The 17,028-nt window shown below is 31.0% G+C and carries 14 protein-coding genes; 10 read left to right on the forward strand and 4 right to left on the reverse strand.

Features of this window, described 5'->3' with window-relative positions; all coding sequences use genetic code 11:
• Positions 1 to 19: 19 nt before the first annotated feature.
• A complete protein-coding gene (locus SJY27_RS01150; protein WP_397446412.1) occupies positions 20 to 1,198 on the forward strand; it encodes a GlmU family protein in 1,179 nt (392 codons plus the stop codon).
• 250 nt (positions 1,199 to 1,448) lie between these two features.
• Here SJY27_RS01150 and SJY27_RS01155 read toward each other — a convergent pair whose 3' ends face one another.
• The 4 genes from SJY27_RS01155 to SJY27_RS01170 form a co-directional block, all read right to left on the reverse strand.
• Complete coding sequence (locus SJY27_RS01155; RefSeq protein WP_397446413.1) at positions 1,449 to 2,033, reverse strand: CopD family protein; 585 nt, start codon at positions 2,031 to 2,033, stop codon at positions 1,449 to 1,451.
• Between the two features lie 70 nt (positions 2,034 to 2,103).
• Positions 2,104 to 3,120: a ferrochelatase gene (hemH, locus tag SJY27_RS01160; protein WP_397446414.1), complete on the reverse strand. Its 1,017-nt coding sequence runs from the start codon at positions 3,118 to 3,120 to the stop codon at positions 2,104 to 2,106.
• Positions 3,121 to 3,229: 109 nt separating this feature from the next.
• Positions 3,230 to 3,808 carry a TrmH family RNA methyltransferase gene (locus SJY27_RS01165; protein ID WP_397446415.1) on the reverse strand — a complete coding sequence of 193 codons (579 nt, stop codon included), beginning with the start codon at positions 3,806 to 3,808 and terminating at the stop codon, positions 3,230 to 3,232.
• Positions 3,777 to 4,331, reverse strand: coding sequence for a PASTA domain-containing protein (locus SJY27_RS01170; protein WP_397446416.1), 555 nt, complete (start codon positions 4,329 to 4,331; stop codon positions 3,777 to 3,779). Before SJY27_RS01170 ends, SJY27_RS01165 begins: the two co-directional genes overlap by 32 nt.
• A gap of 92 nt (positions 4,332 to 4,423) precedes the next feature.
• Here SJY27_RS01170 and SJY27_RS01175 point away from each other — a divergent pair, with 92 nt between their 5' ends.
• From SJY27_RS01175 to SJY27_RS01215, 9 genes are all read left to right on the forward strand, one after another.
• Positions 4,424 to 5,398, forward strand: coding sequence for a D-alanine--D-alanine ligase (locus SJY27_RS01175; protein WP_397446417.1), 975 nt, complete (start codon positions 4,424 to 4,426; stop codon positions 5,396 to 5,398).
• 177 nt (positions 5,399 to 5,575) lie between these two features.
• Positions 5,576 to 6,031: a pantetheine-phosphate adenylyltransferase gene (gene coaD, locus SJY27_RS01180; RefSeq protein WP_397446418.1), complete on the forward strand. Its 456-nt coding sequence runs from the start codon at positions 5,576 to 5,578 to the stop codon at positions 6,029 to 6,031.
• 105 nt (positions 6,032 to 6,136) lie between these two features.
• Complete coding sequence (locus SJY27_RS01185) at positions 6,137 to 7,888, forward strand: M14 family metallopeptidase (RefSeq protein ID WP_397446419.1); 1,752 nt, start codon at positions 6,137 to 6,139, stop codon at positions 7,886 to 7,888.
• Positions 7,889 to 7,890: 2 nt separating this feature from the next.
• Entirely contained in the window at positions 7,891 to 8,991 is a 1,101-nt protein-coding gene (locus tag SJY27_RS01190) for a lactonase family protein (RefSeq protein WP_397446420.1), read from the forward strand.
• A gap of 37 nt (positions 8,992 to 9,028) precedes the next feature.
• The gene (locus SJY27_RS01195) at positions 9,029 to 9,493 is read left to right on the forward strand and encodes a (2Fe-2S)-binding protein (RefSeq protein ID WP_397446421.1); all 465 of its coding nucleotides are present in this window, start codon (positions 9,029 to 9,031) and stop codon (positions 9,491 to 9,493) included.
• Positions 9,490 to 11,712 (forward strand): molybdopterin cofactor-binding domain-containing protein, encoded by a 2,223-nt coding sequence (locus SJY27_RS01200; RefSeq protein WP_397446422.1) that lies wholly within the window; start codon positions 9,490 to 9,492, stop codon positions 11,710 to 11,712. Before SJY27_RS01195 ends, SJY27_RS01200 begins: the two co-directional genes overlap by 4 nt.
• 655 nt (positions 11,713 to 12,367) lie before the next feature.
• A complete protein-coding gene (locus SJY27_RS01205) occupies positions 12,368 to 13,375 on the forward strand; it encodes an L-dopachrome tautomerase-related protein (protein ID WP_397446423.1) in 1,008 nt (335 codons plus the stop codon).
• 26 nt (positions 13,376 to 13,401) lie between these two features.
• Positions 13,402 to 13,659 carry a (deoxy)nucleoside triphosphate pyrophosphohydrolase gene (locus tag SJY27_RS01210; protein WP_397446424.1) on the forward strand — a complete coding sequence of 86 codons (258 nt, stop codon included), beginning with the start codon at positions 13,402 to 13,404 and terminating at the stop codon, positions 13,657 to 13,659.
• Positions 13,660 to 13,785: 126 nt separating this feature from the next.
• Entirely contained in the window at positions 13,786 to 16,923 is a 3,138-nt protein-coding gene (locus tag SJY27_RS01215; protein WP_397446425.1) for a DUF3427 domain-containing protein, read from the forward strand.
• The last annotated feature ends 105 nt before the right edge of the window (positions 16,924 to 17,028 follow it).

Raw genomic sequence — 17,028 nt, forward strand, 5'->3', positions numbered from 1 at the left:
TACCTAAAAAAGCGAAGAAATGAATTATATTTTATTTGATGGAGATGTTAGAAAATCACTCTTACCATTTACCTATACAAAACCAGTTGCAGATTTAAGAGTAGGAATTTTAACCATTAGAGAAAAATGGGAAAAACATTTAGGCTTAACTACAACAACAGTTACTGAGGATTATTTGGAAGAAAAATATCCGATGGTTGAGTTAGAAGAAAATATTTTAATTAATGCTTCCTTTTGCCCAACTAAACGTTTGGTAGATAAAGTGAAAAACTTATCTAAAAACGAGGCTATTTTTAAAGGGGAAGATGTGATTGCTTTTTTTACTACAGACTCTCAAGAAGAAGTGAATTTTGAGGATTACACTCAAATTGAGTTTGAAGAAGAACTAATTCAAATTCAAAATACTTGGGATATTTTTTCATTAAACGATAAAGCCATTCAACAAGATTTTGATTTGATTACAGAAGATAGAACTTCGCAACCCATTCCAGATACTGTGCAATGCATAAACAAAGAAAATATATTTGTAGAAGAAGGGGCAAAATTAACCTATGCTGTTTTAAATGCCTCAAATGGACCAATTTACATTGGTAAAGATGCAGAAATTATGGAAGGTTGTGTAGTAAGAGGTGCTTTAGCCATGTGTACTAATGCTGTATTAAAACTTGGTGCAAAAATTTACGGAGCAACTACTTTAGGCCCTTATTGTAAAGTAGGAGGTGAGGTGAATAATGCTGTTTTAATGGGGTATTCTAATAAAGGGCATGATGGCTTTTTAGGAAATTCTGTATTGGGAGAATGGTGTAATTTAGGTGCAGATACCAATAACTCGAACTTAAAGAATAATTATGCCGAAGTTAAATTATGGAATTATGAAACGGGTCGTTTTGCAAAAACTGGTTTGCAATTTTGTGGTTTAATGATGGGCGATCATTCAAAATGTGGTATCAATACTATGTTTAATACAGGCACTGTAGTTGGGGTTTCTGCAAATATTTTTGGTAGCGGATTTCCACGAAATTTTGTGCCTTCTTTTAGTTGGGGTGGTGCATCTGGCTTTACTGAATACAAAACCAATAAGGTATTTGAAGTTGCAAATGTAGTAATGCAACGCAGAAATATCGTTTTTGATGAAGTTGAACAACGTATTCTACAACATGTTTTTGAAGAAACGGCTCAATTCCGTAAAAATTATTAAACTTTTTTGTGTTGAGTTTCAGGTAAAAAAGTGGATACAGATTCTAATATAACTCGGTTTTATATAGTGTTTCTCATTTAACGTGAGTTCCAATTAAAAACCGCAGATTATGAATATATTCTAATTTGTATGCTTTGAAACGAATGTCATTTCAGTAGAAATGATATGTTTTAGAAATCATTAAAAAAACTGACTAATAAGTAATTTGCTTTAAATTCAAATTACAATATGTAGTAGGGCAAACCAGTTTTTAGTTTTTATCATTATTTTCTAAAACTTCCTTTTCTGTCTTGTCCCAAGAATTTTTTTCGCGGATTTTTTTGTAAAGTTTGATAGATAACATCAGTAACACTCCAAAAAGAACAATACCAACAACACCCCAAACCCAACTAATAGCACTTTTGACCGTAACTAAAAATACAATAGCGAATAACAAAATGGTTGAGATTTCATTAATCATTCGTAATTTAAATGCGGAATAAGAAATGATATCTTTTTGAAGTTTGGTGTATATTCTTTGGCAAAAACCATGATAAAAATAAAGTGCCAATACAAAACTTAATTTAATGTGCATCCAAGGCTCAGATAAGTAATAAGGACTTTCATACAGCATCCAAAAGGCAAAAATACTGGCCAAAATTGCAGAAGGCCATGTAATAATGTACCACAAACGTTTGCTCATCAATTTGTACTGTGTTTGTAAAATAGACTTGGCTGGCTCTAACTTATCCTCAGCTTCTGTTTGATAAATAAACAAACGAACTATGTAGAATAACCCAGCAAACCAAGTAACCACAAAAATAATATGTAATGCTTTTACGTATAAAAAATCCATTGTATTTAATTTAATAGTTTTAAAGTTGTAATTTTTTTTCTAAAAACCAACAACTAACAACCAACAAAAATTATTCCTCAATCCAATTTACCAGAACATCTACCCAATCGTCATTATCATTAATACAAGGTATGGCATGGAATTCTTCTCCACCAGCTTCTAAAAACTCTTCTTTACCTTCCATGGCAATTTCTTCCAAAGTTTCTAAACAATCAGAAACAAAAGCAGGTGTAACTACGGCTAATTTTTTTATTCCTTCATTTGGATATTTTTCAATCATCTTATCAGTATAAGGTTGTAGCCAAGGGTCACCAGCTAATCTCGATTGAAATGACACAAAGTATTGGTGTGGTTCTAAGCTTAAATATTCCACAACTTGTTTGGTCGTTTCATAACATTGGTGTTTGTAACAAAACTCATGTGCTGGAGACTTTGTTTTACAACATGCAAAGTTTTCACTATCAGAAGGGTTACAATGGCTTTTTGTAATGTCCGATTTTCTGACGTGCCTTTCAGGAATTCCATGGTAAGAAAATAAAATTTTATCCCATGCTTTACCTTTTAAATGATTCTGAATACTATCTGCCAAAACTTTAATATAGTCTTGTCTATGGTAAAATGCAGGAATGTGTGTAAATTTCATTTCCGAGAAAAATTCTTTCCTTAATTTTTCTGCCAAAACCATAATGGTATCTGTTGTAGCCATAGCGTGTTGTGGATACAAAGGCACAATTAAAACATCGGTGATACCTTGGTCTTTTAATTCTTGTAGTCCTGTTTTTATAGAAGGTTTTCCATAACGCATGGCTAAAGCAACAGGCAATTCTGTTTTAGCTCTAACTTTTTTTAGCAATCTTTCTGATAAAACAATTAAAGGCGAGCCTTCATCCCACCAAATCTTTTTGTACGCTTTTGCAGATTTTTTAGGTCTGGTATTTAAAATAATACCTCTTACCAACAAAACTCTAAGCAAGTATGGGGCATCTATTACACGTTCATCCATTAAAAATTCATCCAAATATTTTCTAACATCTTTGGTAGATGTACTATCTGGTGATCCTAAATTTACTAATAAAACTCCTTTCATTTTATGCTAAATTTATTTCAGTATCTCTGTTTATTTCAAAATATGAAACTTAAATAGTTGATTTTTGCTAACTGCTAACTGCTAACTGCTAACTGCTAACTGCTAACTGCTAACTGCTAACTGCTAACTGATTCGTAACCTCATACAACGTAATTGCCAAACTATGAATTACATTCATAGAAGAATTACTGCCATACATTGGTATATTTACAGTGGCATCAACCAAACTAATGTTTTCTATTCCATTTCTTTCGCTACCCAAAAGTAATACGATTTTTTGGTGATTTTTAAAATTAAAATCTTGAATATTGATGCTTTTATCAGTTATTTCTATGCCAATAATAGTGTTGCCTTCCGCTTTTAATTGTTCAATTGTAGCATTAAAATCGGTATAATATTCATGTGCAATTTTGGTGATTGTATTTCTAGCAGTATTAATTACTTTTCTGTTTGATGGGGCAGGCGAATTATGGTGTAAGTAAATTTTTGATACACCAAAACTTTCAGAAATTCGAAAACACATCCCAATATTTTCAGGAGTTCTTATGGCATCACAAACAATAGTAATCGGAAAATTTCGTTGTTCGTTTTCAATATCGTAATGTGTAAGTTGTTTCAAAATAAATGGTTTTATATCACTTTTATTTTGCAATCCACTACCTTCTGCCATCACCCAAAACCAAATCAATGATAGAGTTTTTGGGTAGTTTATCATTAGGGTTTAAAATTTTTCCTTTGTGTCTTAAGCCTCTTACAACATCTTTACCAATATCTCTAACATACGTATAATCTGTACCTAAAATAAAACCAATACCTGTTAGTTCAGATTCTGCTTGTCTTTTCGTTCTACCATTTAAATCGGGTATGGTAATGTCTCTATATTTAGACGGATTTAAAGTCAAGTAAATTTTACGCTTTTCTTTAACAAAATCACCAGCTTCTGGACTTTGTTCAATCACAGATTTTTTAGGATAGGTTGGGTTATAACTAGCACTATCTAAAATTTTAAAATCTAAATTCAATTCTTTTAATTTTCTATCTGCTTCAGTTAAGGTCAGCTTGTGTAAGTCTGGTACTTGAATTTTCTGGTCATGTTTTGTAGTAATATTCAGCCAAAACTTTAACATAAAAAACAGCACAACAGCACCAATAATAGCAATGGCAATTTGTTTAAAAAAAGATTTGCTTTTAAGAAATTGAAAAAGACTCATAGATGTTTTTGTTAGTGGTACAAATATATAAAAAGTAAACGTTGTGGTTTCTATTTATATTTTGATAAATTTGTTATACTTAATAAAGATTGATGAAAAAAAATATTGCCATTGTTATGGGGGGATATTCCTCAGAAAAAGACATTTCTATAATTAGCGGAAATGTAGTTTTTAATCATTTAAATAAAGACAAATACAATCCATTTAGAGTGCTTATTCTCAAAGAAAAATGGGTGGTTTTAGATGATGATAATAACGAATATCCCATCAATAAAAACAATTTTTCTTTTTCTAAAAATAACAACTCTATTGTTTTTGATGTGGTGTTTAATGCAATTCACGGTGCTCCAGGAGAAAACGGAATGTTATTGAGTTATTTAGAGTTGCTAAATATTCCACATACCTCAGCACCTTTTTATCAAATGGCGTTAACGTTTAATAAGCGAGATACTTTAAGTGTGGTAAAAGAATATGGCATTAAAACCGCCATTTCAGTCTATTTAAATAAAGGCGATGTGATTGATACAGATACCATTATTGCAAAAGTAGGTTTGCCTTGTTTTATTAAACCAAATAATGCAGGGTCTAGTTATGGAATTTCTAAAGCCTATACAGCTCAAGAAATTTTAGCAGGAATAGAAACTGCGTATAAAGAGGATGATGCAATTCTTATAGAATCTTTTTTAGACGGAATAGAAGTTTCTGTGGGGGTTATTGAATACCAAAATGAGATAAAAGTATTGCCCATTACAGAAATTGTTTCAGAGAATGATTTTTTTGATTACGAAGCAAAATACGAAGGAAAATCGCAAGAAATAACACCAGCAAGAATCTCAGAAACGCAAAAAAATAGGGTAGAAGTCGTAGCAAAAAAAGTCTATAAAGCGTTAAATATGAGTGGTTTTTCTAGATCTGAATATATTTTTGTAAATGATGAACCTCATTTTTTAGAAATGAACACAGTACCAGGAATGACAGAAGAAAGTATTTTGCCACAACAAGCACAAAAAGCTGGAATTTCTTTACCAGAATTATTCGATAATGCAATATTGAACGCTTACAAATAGAGACAAGATATTTTTGATTCAAGAAACAGGATAAATCTTGTATATTGTTTCAGAAAATATCTAATTTATTAACAAATTGGAATCTGAAAAATAGTATAATCAAGCAAACGGAAAGAAAAAATAGTAAAATTTAGTCTTGTTTCTTGTTTTAAATAAGTCTTGTATCAAATTAAAAAAATGAAAAAAGCAATTTTCCCAGGATCATTTGATCCAATTACATTAGGGCATGTAGATATTATTGAAAGAGGCGTACATTTATTTGATGAGCTCATTATTGCAATCGGAATTAATTCCGATAAAAAATATATGTTTTCTTTAGAAGAACGCATGACGTTTATTGAAAAAACTTTTAAACACGAGCCAAAAATTAAAGTGGTTACGTACCAAGGTTTAACCGTTAATTTTTGTAAAACACAAAAGGCAAACTTTATTTTAAGAGGATTACGAAATCCGGCCGATTTTGAGTTTGAAAAAGCCATTGCGCACACCAATAGAAAACTCTCTGAAATTGATACCGTATTTTTATTAACATCTTCTGGTAAAAGCTATATATCCTCATCAATTGTTAGAGACGTAATTCGTAATGATGGAGATTATACAGGCCTTGTACCAGATTCTGTTAGAATAAAATAAAAATTAACACAAATATGCTTTCCACGTTGTTTTGTTATTTCGACCTTGTGGAGAAATCTCATCATTAATGTTGATGGTATTGTCGGCATTTCATCAAAATATAATATGAAAAAATCAATTTTACCTTTATTATCAATTATGCTTTTCCTCATTGCTTGTGATAAAAAATCAGAAGAGCATACCAATTTCACCACACTTTTTGAAAAGTCAGAAGGTACAGAAACTCCAGAATATAAAGATGTTATAGAATATTACCAAGCACTTGCTGCAACGTATGATGAGATTTCTTTATTCTCTTTTGGACAAACAGATTCAGGCAATCCTTTGCATTTGGTAGTGTACAATAAAAGTGGTATTTATAATGTAGATGAAATTAAAAAAGCACCAAAAAATAGAATTTTAATCAATAACGGAATTCATCCAGGAGAATCTGATGGAATTGACGCTTCTATGATGTTGTTAAGAGATATTGTACAAAACGATACTTTACAGAAAAAGTACGAAAATTCAATGATTTGTGTAATTCCTGTGTATAATATTGGTGGTGCTTTAAATAGAAATTCGCACACAAGAGCCAACCAAAATGGACCTTTAACATATGGTTTTAGAGGCAATGCCAGAAATTACGATTTAAATAGAGATTTTATAAAGCAAGACACTAAAAATGCAGCTGCTTTTGCAGAAATTTTTCACACGGTAAATCCTGATGTTTTTATCGATAATCATGTAAGTAATGGCGCAGATTATCAATATGCTATTACACACTTATTTACGCAACATAATAAATTAGGTGGGAATTTAGGTACGTTTTTGAATGAAAAAATGCGTCCGGAAATAGAAAAATCATTAGCAAAAAAAAATATTAGTATTACCCCTTATGTAAATGTTTGGGGGTCAACACCAAAAAAAGGTTGGTCTCAATTTTTCGATTCTCCAAGATATTCTACAGGGTATACAACATTGTTCAATACATTAGGGTTAATGGTAGAAACGCACATGTTAAAACCCTATAAAACTAGGGTAACACAAACCTATGAATTGATGCTGTCTGCTTTTGATTTTACAGAGCAAAACTCAGAAAAAATTAAAGATTTACGAGCAAAGGCAACCCAAGAAATTTTATCTAAAAAAACGTATCCCATACATTTTAAAGTAGATACCAAAAAGTATAGTGATTTATACTTTAAGGGTTACGAAGGCGTGTATATTGATAGTAAAGTAACTACTGGCAAACGTTTGTTTTATGATAAATCGAAACCTTTTGAAGCCATTGTAAAATATTACGACCATTTTTTAGTCACTAAAGAAGTTACCATACCTAAAGCCTATATTCTACCACAAGGTTGGCATGCTGTTATAGATAGATTAGAGAATAATCAAATTGAATTTATGCGTTTTAAAAACGATACGATGATTGAAGTTGAGGTAAATCATATAAAAGACTATAAAAGTAGAACATCGCCTTACGAAGGGCATTATTTGCATTACAATACCTCAGTGACTAAAACTACAGAAAATATAAAATTTTTAAAAGGTGATATTTATATTGATACTCATCAAAATGGAGTTCGATATTTATTAGAAACTTTAGAGGCAGAAGCTACAGATTCATTTTTCAATTGGAACTTTTTCGATACAATTTTGCAGCAAAAAGAAGGCTATTCAGCTTATGTTTTTGAAGATATTGCAGCAGCATTATTGGCAGAAAACCCGTCATTAAAAAAAGATTTTGAAGAAAAATTAACCAATGATGCCGTTTTTGCGAAAAACCCGAGAATGCAGTTGAATTTTATTTATAACAACTCACCTCACTACGAAAAAGCACATTTGCGCTTGCCTGTTTTTAAAGTAAAGTAATTATGAAAAAGCTTGTACTAGTATCAATTCTTACGCTATTAATCAGTTGTAAAGCATCTAAAATGAAAGAAGAAAAATCTACAACTTTCTATGTTGGAACCTACACTAATGGAGAAAGCGAAGGAATTTATCAATACCAAATAAATCCTCAAGGGGTTTTGTCAAAAATTGGTTTGGTTGCTAAAACGAATAATCCTTCTTTTTTAGCCAGAACCAAAGACCATAAAACCTTAATAGCTGTAGAAGAAACCAACAAAAACGGAACAGGTTTTGTGAAGTCGTATGCCATTCATAAAGACGCTTTAGTATTTAAAAGTACCTCAAAATCGGGTGGAGGACATCCTTGTTTTGTAACTATTAGTGATAATAAAGTTTTGGTTGCCAATTATACAGGAGGTACTATTGGGTATTTACAACTAGACAATCAAAACGGATTAACCAATTTATTGGCCATTCAGCAGCATACAGGCAAAGGAACTACCACCAGACAACAAGCACCTCACGCACATTCCACTTGGTTTCATCCTTGTAAAAAAGAAGTGATTGCTGCAGATTTAGGTACTAATGAGCTGTGGTTTTCTACGATCAATAAAAACGAAAATAGTTTTGTATTTACCCAGCAAAAAACATTGCAAATGGCAGAAGGTGCAGGGCCAAGGCACTTAACGTTTCACCCAAATCACCAATGGATTTACGTATTAAACGAGTTGAACAATACAGTTTCTTTAGTAAAAGAAAAAAACAACACTTATTTTGTAGATTCTTCAATCTCTATGTTACCTAAAGGATATTCTAAATATACCAAAGCAGCAGATATTCATATTTCTAAAGATGGTCGGTTTTTATACGCATCAAATCGTGGGCATAATTCTATTGTAATTTATAAAGTAAATCCAGAAAACGGAAATTTAGAATTAGTAGGTTTTGAATCCGTGAAAGGTATAAGCCCTCGTAATTTTTCATTATCTCTAGACGATAAATTTTTGGTAGTCGCCAATCAAGACTCAAATAATATTGTTTCCTTTCAAAGAAATGCAAAAACAGGAAAATTAATATTTGTTAGTGAAATTGCTACACCAAATCCTGTATGTATTTTGTTCTAAAATTTACGTAACTTGTAGCTTTTCAAAACAGGTACAAGTGAGTAAAATTTTATCAATTAACGGAAAATCGTATACAGTAGACGTACAAGAAGAGATGCCTTTACTCTGGGCAATTAGAGACAGTATAGGGTTAACAGGTACTAAATTTGGTTGTGGTGTGGCACAATGTGGGGCGTGTTCTATTTTAATTGATGGAAAACTTACCAAATCTTGCAGTATGCCAGTTTCTTACGGAATTGGAAAAGAAATTCTTACTATAGAAGGGACTTCTACAAACCTAGAGTTTTTACGGTTGGCTTGGCACCAAGGTAATGTGCCACAATGTGGGTATTGTCAATCTGGGCAATTAATTGCTGCTACAGCATTGTTAGATAAAATAGAAAATCCGACAGATAAAGATATTGATAAGGCAATGAGTAGTAATATTTGTAGATGTGGCACGTATACCAGAATTCGTAAAGCAATTCACAAAGCGGTTGCACTAAAAAACGAAACCATATGAGCAATATCCAACACATCAATCGAAGAGATTTTGTAAAATTATTTGGTTTAGCATCTACAGGAATTATTTTGGGATGTACTATGGCATCAGATAAAAAAACATTTATGCCACAAGTGGATGGCACTTTTGCACCCAATTTATTTGTGCAAATTCAAAGTGATGGAGGTGTAGTGTTGATAGCTTCAAGATCAGAAATGGGGCAAGGCATTAAAACCTCTTTGGCATCTGCTATTGCAGATGAACTAGAAGCAGATTGGCAGTATATTAGCGTAAAACAAGCCACTGGCGATGCCAAATATGGCAATCAAAATACAGATGGTTCTCGAAGTGTACGTACCAAATTAGAGCCTATGCGTAAAATGGGGGCTGCAGCAAAAATGATGTTGGTTACTGCAGCAGCTAAAAAATGGAATGTGAAAGCCTCTGATTGTAAGGCTGAAAATCATTTTATCATTAATAAAGTCACCAATGCTAAAATTTTCTTTGGTGATTTGGTAGAGGAAGCTGCAAAGGTTCCAATTCCTGATGACGAATCCATCACCCTAAAAAAAGTAGCAGATTTTAAATACATTGGTAAAACCTTAAAAAGTGTCGATTTAAAAGATTTTACACAAGGTACAGCTTCCTACGGAATTGATGTACGTATTCCGAATTTAAAATTCGCGGCCATTGCAAGATGTCCTGTAACTTTTGGAACAGTGAACAGTTATAAGAGCACAGCTGCTAAAAAAGTAGCTGGTGTTGAAAAAATTTTAAAAGTTGATAGAAAAAAACCAAATATTGGTCAACAGTTTTACGGTTGTTTAGGTGGTGTTGCAGTTATTGCCAATAACACATGGTCTGCTTTTCAAGGAAAATTAGCATTGGATATAACATGGAATTATGGAGAAAACCATTCTTTTGATACTAAAAAATTCAAAGCAACCCTTGTAAAAAGAGTACAACAAAAAGGCAAATTGGTTCCTGGAAGTAGAGGAAATGTTTTTAGTGCATTTAAAAATGCAGCGCAAACCATAGAAGCTACCTATCATGTTCCGTTTTTAGTACATGCGCCAATGGAAGTACCCAATGCAACCGCACATTACCAAAAGAATAGTATTGAGGTTTGGGCACCCTTACAAGATCCACAAACAGCAAGAGCAGAATTGGCGCATTTTTTTGAAATGCCAATAGAAAACATTACCATTAATGTTACTTTTTTAGGAGGAGGTTTTGGGCGGAAATCTAAATCTGATTTTGTGGTAGAAGCAGTAACACTATCCAAAGAAATAAATGCCCCTGTGCAAGTAGTTTGGACGCGTGAAGACGATATAAAACATAGTTTTTATCACGCAACAAGTGCGCAGTATTTAAAAGGCGCTTTAAATAAAAACGGACAAGTTTTAGGCTGGTTGCAACGTGTTGGGTTTCCATCTATTGTGTCTTCTTTTAAACCTTTGTCTGATTACGCTTCTGGTTTTGAACTTGCCCAAGGTTTTAACCATAATCCTTATCATATTGATAATTTTAGATTAGAAAATGTAAAAGCAGAGGCCAATGTAAGAATTGGTTGGATGCGATCTGTAGTGCATATTCACAGCGGTTTTGGTAACAATTCATTTATTGATGAATTGGCTTTTGCTGCTAAAAAAGATCCTGTAGAATTTCATTTAGATTTAATTGGTAAGGATAAAATGATAAAGGGAAAATCAAAATATCCTTACAATTCTAAACGAATGAAAGCCGTATTGAAACAAACTGCAAAAAATGCGCATTGGGGAAAAACCATACCTAAAAATCATGGTTTAGGTGTTGCCATTCATTATAGTTTTTATAGTTATGTTGCTACAATAGTGGAGGTTGTTGTAAATAATGACAAAATAAAAGTCGAGAATATTTGGACAACTATAGATTGTGGTTTGGCTTTAAATAAAGACAATATTAAAAATCAACTCGAAGGCGCTGCTATATTTGGAATGTCTATAGCATTATATGGAAAAATAACTACTACTGAAGGTGCAGTTGACCAAAATAACTTCTACGATTACCAAATGACACGAATGAAAGATGCTCCAAAAATTCATATTGATATTATGGATAAAATGCACGAACCACCCACAGGAGTGGGAGAACCTGGTGTGCCTGTAATTGCACCAGCCATTTGCAATGCTATTTTTAATGCCACAGGAAAACGTGTTCGAAGTTTGCCTTTGGTTGATTCTGGGTTTGCAACTTTATAAAATTTTAGTTGTAGGTTGAAGAACCTTGTCGCTCCCTCTTAGGGAAATGTTTTTTTGATACTTAAAACAATTTCGCAAATTCTTAATTTAAAGCTTGTTAATTCATTCGATATTTTTGGCTTTAGTAGTATTGTCTCCTTGAGGGAGCTTTAGGGATGTAAAACAATCTCATGAGGAATCTTATGGGGTAAGATAAATGTTTTGGCAACTTTTAGTAATTCTATAACGTAATGCTTTCTGTAATTCCTTTAATTTTTGTATATTTAAAGAGGATAAAAGTTTCTTCTTATTTTTCTTCTTCACTAAAAATACTACATTTTTTTTAAAAATATACTACTATATTTTATAGGGTATACTAGTATAAATTAGCAGAAATACTAGTATGTTGTTTAAAAAGTAAGTTATAAAGGAATAAAAAGTAACTAAAGTTTTACCTAATAGTTAGGTAACAAATAACTAAAAGTATATGGAGTATCATTTTAAGAATACTGACTTTAACTTCAATAACGAGTTATTGGTATTTCTAGAATATTAATACACTAAAAAATTTCATGAATTTTAAGGTTAGAGTATTATCTTTAATCGTTAAAAAATATTGTCTTAAAAATTAGCTATGATCCATAAAATTAAAATTAAAAATATAGGAATACTATTGATGAGTATAATCATTTTTAGTTGTAATGCTAAGAAAAGTGAAATTGAAAATGTTATCAATTTTAAAGGACAGCAAGTTACGGGTGTAACTGTTAGCAATAAAGGTCGGGTTTTTGCAAATTTTCCAAGATGGAGAGCAAACGTAAAAAATTCAGTTGTTGAGGTTTTTAATAATGGTACAGCTAAAGCTTTTCCTAATGAGTCATGGAATTCTTGGAAACTAGGACAAGCATTTTCAGACCAAGTCTTTGTTGCTGTGCAATCGGTAGTTGCTTTTGAGAATATTTTGTATGTTTTAGATACTCGAAACCCTTTATTTAAAGGGGTTATAGATGCTCCAAAAATTTTTGCATTCGATTTAAACTCGCATCAAATTATAAAAACCTATACCTTAAGCAAAGAGAGTTTTCATAACAATTCTTATATCAACGATTTGCGAGTAGACAAGAAAAAAAATAAAATCTATTTTACAGATTCAGGGCATGCTGGTATTGTAGTTCTAGACTTAAATACAGGGACTTCTTTTAGAGTTTTAGACAATCATAAATCTACATTGGCAGAAACCAATCAGTTAACTTTTGATAATGGAGTATGGACTAAAACAGTACATTCAGACGGAATTGCCCTAGATACAAAAAATGATGTCTTGTATTATCATGCTTTAACAGGATACAGTCTGTATGCGATTGCTACGGATAAATTGACACTAGAAAATAATTCAGAAATTGAAAATAATGTACAATTTATTGCAAAAACAGCTGCTCCTGATGGAATGATTATAGATGACGCAGGCGCTCTGTTTTATGCAGATTTAGAAAATATTAAAATTATGCAACTAGAGCTTTCTAGTGGCCAAATTAAGGTTGTTGCTGAAGGAAATAAAGTAAAATGGGCTGATACATTTAGCCTCTATAAAAATACATTGTATTATACAAACTCTAGAATTAATGAGGTTCAAGGCAATATTAATGAAATGGACTTTAGTATAAATAAAATAAAAATAAACTAAGCGCAATAATTCTAGCTTTTTGTGTTATGGAAAAAAGAATTAAAGTTACTTGTGCCATCATTCAATTTAATGATAAAATTCTAGCTGTACAAAGAAGTGATACAATGAAACTACCTTTAAAATGGGAGTTTGCAGGTGGGAAAATAGAAAAAGGAGAGACAGAAATTGAATGTATTAAAAGAGAAATATTTGAAGAATTAAATATTAAAATTAAAATTAAAAAAAGGCTAACTCCTATAGCTTATGAGTATCCAGATTTTAAAATTAAATTGATTCCTTTTTAACTGATTATATTTCAGGAAAACTACTTTTAAAAGAACATTCAAATTTTGTTTTAGCTTATAAAAAAGAACTAATTAACCTAGATTGGGCTGAAGCAGATGTGCCTATTTTAAAGAATTTTTAGCATTATGAATCAAGGAATCTACGAAGAATTAATTACTCAACTTATTAATGAGAAATTAAGTGAAATTGATAAGAATAAATTTTTTTTAAAGAAAAGTCCCATTGATAAAGTGGAGGCTTCAAGTATTCTTTCTAAACATTTAGCCAAAACATTAAAACAAGCATTTGGATTTATTGGAAAAACGAAAGTAGATGAACAGATTAAAATAGCTAACAAAATAATCATTTTACTTAAGGAAGAACTAAATAAACAAGAATTTGATGAAGATTTAATAAATGTAGAAGGTGAAATTTTAAAAGCGGTGTTCTCTAAAGCTGACGCTCATTTTTCAAATTTAGATTTAAGACTCAAAGAAATTACACCATATACAACTTTAACCCAAAGTGAACTTTTTACGGGAGGGAATGGAGGTTTATCCTTGGAAAGTGAATTAAAAAAAGAGATTTTATCGTCAAATCAAATTAATTTATTGGTTTCTTTTATTAAATTTAAAGGTATAATTATTCTTGAAAAAGAATTAAGAGAATTTACTGAACAAGGAGGGAAATTAAAAGTAATTACTACTACTTATGTAGGCGCAACAGATTATAAGGCTATTCAGTTACTCGCTAAACTGCCTAATACTGAAGTTAAAATATCTTATAATACTTCAAACGAAAGATTACACGCAAAAGCTTATTTATTTTATAGAAATTCAGGCTTTCATACTGCATACATTGGGTCATCTAATTTTTCAAGGTCGGCTTTAACTGATGGTTTAGAATGGAATTTAAAAGTTACAACTAAAGAAGTTAGTCACATAATTGATAAATTTCAGAAAACATTTGATGCCTATTGGCAAAGCGATGATTTTGAATTATTTGATGATGTCTTTCATAAAGAAAAACTACAAAATGCACTAAAGCAAAGTAAGTTTAGTAAACCTTATGAAAACACAACTGCTTTTTTTGATATCAAACCTTTTCCTTATCAAAATGAAGTTTTAGAAAAACTAGAAGTAGAAAGAACTGTACATAATAGGTATCGTAATCTTGTAGTTGCAGCAACAGGAACAGGAAAAACAGTTATTTCTGCTTTTGATTATAAACGATTTAAAAAAGAAAATACTTCTGCTAAGTTTCTTTTTCTAGCACATAGAAAAGAAATATTACAAAAATCACTATCAACTTTTAAAGGTGTTTTAAAAAATAATAATATTGGAGAACTTTGGGTTGATGGAATAGTTCCTAATAATTTTGAATATGTATTTGCATCTGTACAAACAGTAAATAATCAATATAAAAATCATAATTTAACACCAGAATATTATGATTATATTATTATTGATGAGTGCCATCACCAAAAAGCCAATAGCTATCGAGAAATAATCAATTACTTTAAACCAACAGTACTTCTTGGACTTACAGCTACACCAGAACGAATGGATGGTGGAGATATTTTAGAAGATTTTGATAATAAAATTGCAGCAGAAATAAGATTACCTGAAGCAATGAATAGAAAATTACTTTGCCCTTTTCAATACTTTGGTATTACAGATAGCATCGATTTAACAAATGTTAAATGGGTTAGAGGTAAATACGTTGCTAGCGAGTTAACTAATTTATATACAGAAAGTGATAGAAGAGTAAGAGAAATAATTGATGCATTAAACAAGTACACAAAAGATGTTACTGATGTTAGAGCTTTAGGTTATTGTGTGTCTATGGAACATGCAAAATACATGGCAGAAAAATTTACTTTAGCAGGATTTAAAGCAGATTATTTAACAAGTAAAAACAGTAGCGACAGGGTTTTTATTCGTCAAAAATTAGAAAAAAAAGAAATCAATTATTTATTTGTTGTTGACATGTTTAACGAAGGTATTGATATCCCTGAAATTGATACTGTGCTATTTTTAAGACCAACAGAAAGTTTAACTGTCTTTTTACAACAATTAGGAAGAGGTTTAAGGCTTCATCAAGATAAAGACTGTTTAACTGTTTTAGATTTTGTAGGAAATTCTAAACCAGAATACAATTTTGAAAGTAAGTTTAGGGCCTTAATTGGTAGAACAAATACAACTGTTAAAAAAGAAGTTGAAGACAATTTTCCTCATTTACCATTAGGATGCTCAATAATTCTTGAGAAAAAAACAAAAGAAACAATTCTTAAAAATATTTCTGCTGCAACCTCTTTAAATAAAAGTAAACTAATTCAAAAAATTCAACAGTTTCAACACGACACTAATTTAGCTTTAACTATTGGCAACTTTAGCACTTTTTACAATATTCCTTTGCAATTTATCTATAAAAGAGGAAGTTGGAAACGCTTGTGTCAACTTGCGGGTAAAATAAATAATTTCCCATCAGAGAATGAGAAAGAAATAGTCTCTGCCATATCAAATAAATGGCTTTCAACAAATTCGTTAAGCTATTTTACATTCATTCTAAAAATTGCAAAACTAAATTTCAATATAAATATTTCAGAATTTTCTTTTAATGAAAAGACAATGCTTTTAATGTTGCATTATGATGTTTGGCAAAAAGCAGCTGGTTTTGATACCTTAGAAAAAAGTATAAAAGCTATTGGTTTAAATAATGTTTTAGTTGAAGAAATAAAAGAAGTTTTTGAGGTGTTAATTGAAAACATCAACTTTAAAGAACTACCAGTTCTGCTACCTTATCAACAACCCTTAAAACTGCATAGTCGTTATACACGAGATCAAATTCTAACGGCTTTTAAGTTTAATTCTTTCGAGAAGAAATCATCAAATAGAGAAGGAACTGCCGAAAACAAAAACTTGAATACTGAAATACTATTTATAAACCTTATAAAATCCGAAGAAAATTTTTCACCTACAACAATGTATGATGATTATGCTGTAAATGAATTATTGTTTCATTGGCAAACTCAAAACCAATCAAGACCTGATAAAGGAAAAGGCTTTTCTTATATAAACCATAAAAAAAATAAAAAAAGAATCTTGCTTTTTGTTCGTGAAAAAGCTAAAAATGAATATGGCAAAAGCTTAGGTTACGTATTTATTGGAGAAGGGAATTTAAGAGATTATTATGGTTCTAAACCTATGAATATTAATTGGGAACTAAAAGAACCTATGCCAAATTATTTATGGAAAGATGCTGCTAAATTGTCAATAGGATAACTAAAAAGTGAAATAAGAAACAGAAATAATATTTGCGATTTACAAAAATAGTGTTCATCTAGGAAATGAAACAGCACTAAATAAAAACGATGCAATCAAGAAATA

Source organism: Polaribacter sp. R77954 (assembly GCF_044595335.1).
Lineage (GTDB): Bacteria > Bacteroidota > Bacteroidia > Flavobacteriales > Flavobacteriaceae > Polaribacter.